This is a genomic window from Pseudoruminococcus sp., assembly GCF_047012705.1.
In the GTDB taxonomy this organism is placed as follows: domain Bacteria; phylum Bacillota; class Clostridia; order Oscillospirales; family Acutalibacteraceae; genus Pseudoruminococcus.
The window spans coordinates 1-3,193 of the sequence record NZ_JBKXNW010000046.1; the positions used below are offsets into that span (position 1 = coordinate 1).

Here is a 3,193-nt window from a genome sequence, read left to right on the forward strand (position 1 = left end):
GAAATTCCCGACCATATATTAAAGAGATTGTGTTGTGAGGTGCTCGGTACAGAAGAATTTGACGAGGATGTTTTTACTGAACAAATCGATAAGATAACCGTTCCAGAACACGGCACTCTGGTATTTTATTTCAAAGACGGCACAATCAATACAAGGCATTGGGTAAACACTTCCCATAAGGATTGCTGGACGGAAAAATACCGTGCAAAGGCATCGGAGGAAAGACGATCACACCCAAGATGTAAAAATGCAACGGAGCTTACAGCAAAAATAAAATGCTCCGTTTGTGGGTGCAATTTCAGGAGAGCAACACAGCCCTCCGCTGAATTAGGCAAAGCGTATTATTGGAGATGTTCGGAACACACAGCCTGTCAGACGATCGGTCTGCGTGAAGATGTTTTGAAAGGATTATTAGCAGCGGTAATGGAATCAGAAGTATATGATGCTGATCTGTTCAAAGAAACGGTCAAGGTTATTTATGTAAAAGACAAGGGGACACTTGATATTTATTTTGCGGACGGCACGATAAAATCTGCTGAATACATCCCTCCCCTTCGTTTTTCTCCGCCGAGGAGTGAAGAATCCAAAGCACATATGAGCGAGGTCATGAAAGCAAAGTGGACTCCCGAAAAGAGGCAGCAAATGAGCGAACTGATGATACAAATGCGGAAGGAGCGTGGAGAACATTGGAAAAAAGGAAAGTAACCACCATTCCTGCAACCCTGAACCGTTTTACGGCAGTACCTGTTAACAGCAAAAAGAAACGCAGAGTGGCAGGCTATGCCCGTGTCAGCACAGACCATGAAGAGCAGCTTACCAGCTATGAAGCACAGGTCGATTATTACACGAACTATATAAAAAGCCGCCCTGATTGGGAGTTTGCCGGGATATATACAGACGAAGGCATCAGCGCAACGAACACCAAAAGACGAGAGGGCTTTAAGTCCATGATAGCCGATGCAAAGGCGGGAAAAATTGACCTTATCGTAACAAAATCCGTCAGCCGTTTTGCAAGGAATACTGTGGACAGTCTGACAACCGTCCGTGAACTGAAAGAGATGGGTATAGAGATATACTTTGAAAAAGAGAATATCTGGACGCTTGATTCCAAGGGCGAATTGCTTATAACCATAATGTCGAGTTTAGCACAGGAAGAAAGCCGTTCCATTTCCGAAAATGTAACATGGGGTCAGAGAAAGCGGTTTGCAGATGGTAAGGTCAGCTTTGCCTATTCTCATGTTCTCGGCTTTGATAGAGGTGCAGACGGTCAAATTGTTGTCAATAAAGAACAGGCTGAAACAGCCAGGCTGATTTTTCGATTATTTCTTGAAGGAATGACGCCACACTCCATATCCGCTGAACTGACACGCAGAGGGATAAAATCTCCTGCCGGAAAAGATAAATGGAATTCAGGTACTATCCGCAGAATGCTGTCAAATGAAAAATACAAGGGTGATGCATTGCTCCAGAAGGAGTTTACCGTTGACTTTTTGCAGAAAAAAATGAAGAAAAATGAAGGCGAGGTTCCGCAGTATTATGTTGAGGGAAACCACGAGGCGATCATCAGCCCGGAGGTATTCGATATGGTACAGGCAGAACTGGAAAGAAGAAAACGCTCAAAGAATTCTCGATACAGCGGAGTAAGCATATTTTCCAACAAAATAAAATGCGGCTGCTGCGGAGCGTGGTTCGGCTCAAAGGTATGGCACTCCACTGATAAATACCGCCGGGTCATATACCGCTGCAACAGAAAATATGATTCAGAAAAATGCGATACACCACATATTACGGAGGATGAGATAAAAGCAGTATTTATAAAAGCTGTCAATCAGCTGATAACAGAGAAAAAGGAAATCATAAGCAATCTTTGGACCATAGTCAATAAAGTAGACAAGTAAAAGAGCAAATTTTACAAAAAATTTATTTCTGCCTGATCAGGAGAGAGGCCGTTATTGTGAGAATGAGGTCTGAAAGAATTGTAGAAACCGTGGATATACTGAAAAATGCTCAGTTTGAGTTCATCAAAGGAAGAGTAAGTTCTGCGGTTGGTTTCTTCTTTTTTCAAGTATTTGAAAAAGCACTCCATTACAGCATTATCATAAGGATGCCCTTTTGCGGAAAATGACTGAACAATATTTAGCTCGTCCAAATGTTTCCTGAAAGCTTCTGCTGTAAACTGACAACCTCTGTCACTGTGAAAGAGTAGGCTGCCTGAAATATTACGGTTGGCGACAGCTGAATCAAGTGTTTCAATTGCAAGCTTTGTGTTGAGATGTGGAGATAACTTATATGCGATAGCCTTTCTTGAAAACAGATCAAGTATTACACAAAGGTAATAAAATCTTCCCGCGGCACGAAGATATGTAAAATCACATACCCATACTTTATTAGGTTGGGACGGATTAAAACGCTGTTTCAATATGTTTGGGCAATGCTCATTCGAAGCTGTTTTGTGTTTTGGATAGGACGGCTTGATTGTACTCATTTTTGGCAGATTCATACCTTTCATAAGGCGATAAACCCTTTGCGTACTTATATTTATGCGATATTCACCGGCAAGGCAATTTTTTATCTTGTAAGCTCCGAAGCGTTTTTTTGACCTTGCATAAAGCTCGGCAATACAACTTCGAATCCTACGGTTTTCAAGCTCTCTTTCGGAGGGCTTGTGATGAAGAAATTTGTAATATGTGCTTCGGTTGACACAAAGAACGCGGCAAAGCGTTGTAACAGCGTGTTCCGATGACAGCAGCTTTACGGCATTCAGTCTTTGCCTGAGTTTGGCGTGAATATCGCAATGGCTTTTTTTAGTATTAGATTTTCCTCCTCAAGTTGGGCATTGCGTTTTTGAAGCTCCTTTATTTGTTTGGCTGTAAAAACTGTTTCATCATCAATTTTTACTTCTGAGTACTGCTTTATCCAATTGGATAAAGCACTGTGAGAAATTCCATATTCCTTGTGTATTTCAGAATATGTTTTTCCCGAATGGTACAGATTGACTATTGTTTGCTTATATTCCTGGGTGTATTTCGGATTTTTTGAAGACATTTTTTATTCCTCCTTTTTCTGTCTTCTATTTTATCATACTTGTCCACTTTTTTATTATATATCCATCTTGAAATGATTATGAAAACCATCTCAGACACATCAGCGTTAGCGACAGAAAGGGATAAACTGAGAGATGAACTGGAGATCA

Annotated in this window: 2 protein-coding genes and 1 pseudogene; 2 read left to right on the forward strand and 1 reads right to left on the reverse strand. The window is 41.1% G+C overall.

Translation table 11 applies throughout. The features are described 5' to 3' along the window. Positions 1–705 (forward strand): recombinase zinc ribbon domain-containing protein (locus ACLU24_RS14485; RefSeq protein WP_412611205.1); only part of this gene is annotated, 705 nt, incomplete at its 5' end. After that, positions 687–1,880, forward strand: a pseudogene (locus tag ACLU24_RS14490) (recombinase family protein); the annotation flags it as partial. The gene ACLU24_RS14485 and the pseudogene ACLU24_RS14490, both read left to right, overlap by 19 nt. Before the next feature lie 29 nt (positions 1,881–1,909). On the opposite strand, the gene ACLU24_RS14495 reads toward ACLU24_RS14490, so the two are convergent. Further along, positions 1,910–3,045 (reverse strand): IS3 family transposase gene (locus tag ACLU24_RS14495; RefSeq protein ID WP_412612644.1). Its coding sequence is split into 2 segments (ribosomal slippage): positions 1,910–2,796 and positions 2,796–3,045, totalling 1,137 coding nucleotides; the frame shifts between segments, so codons are not numbered across the junction. Positions 3,046–3,193: the final 148 nt, after the last annotated feature.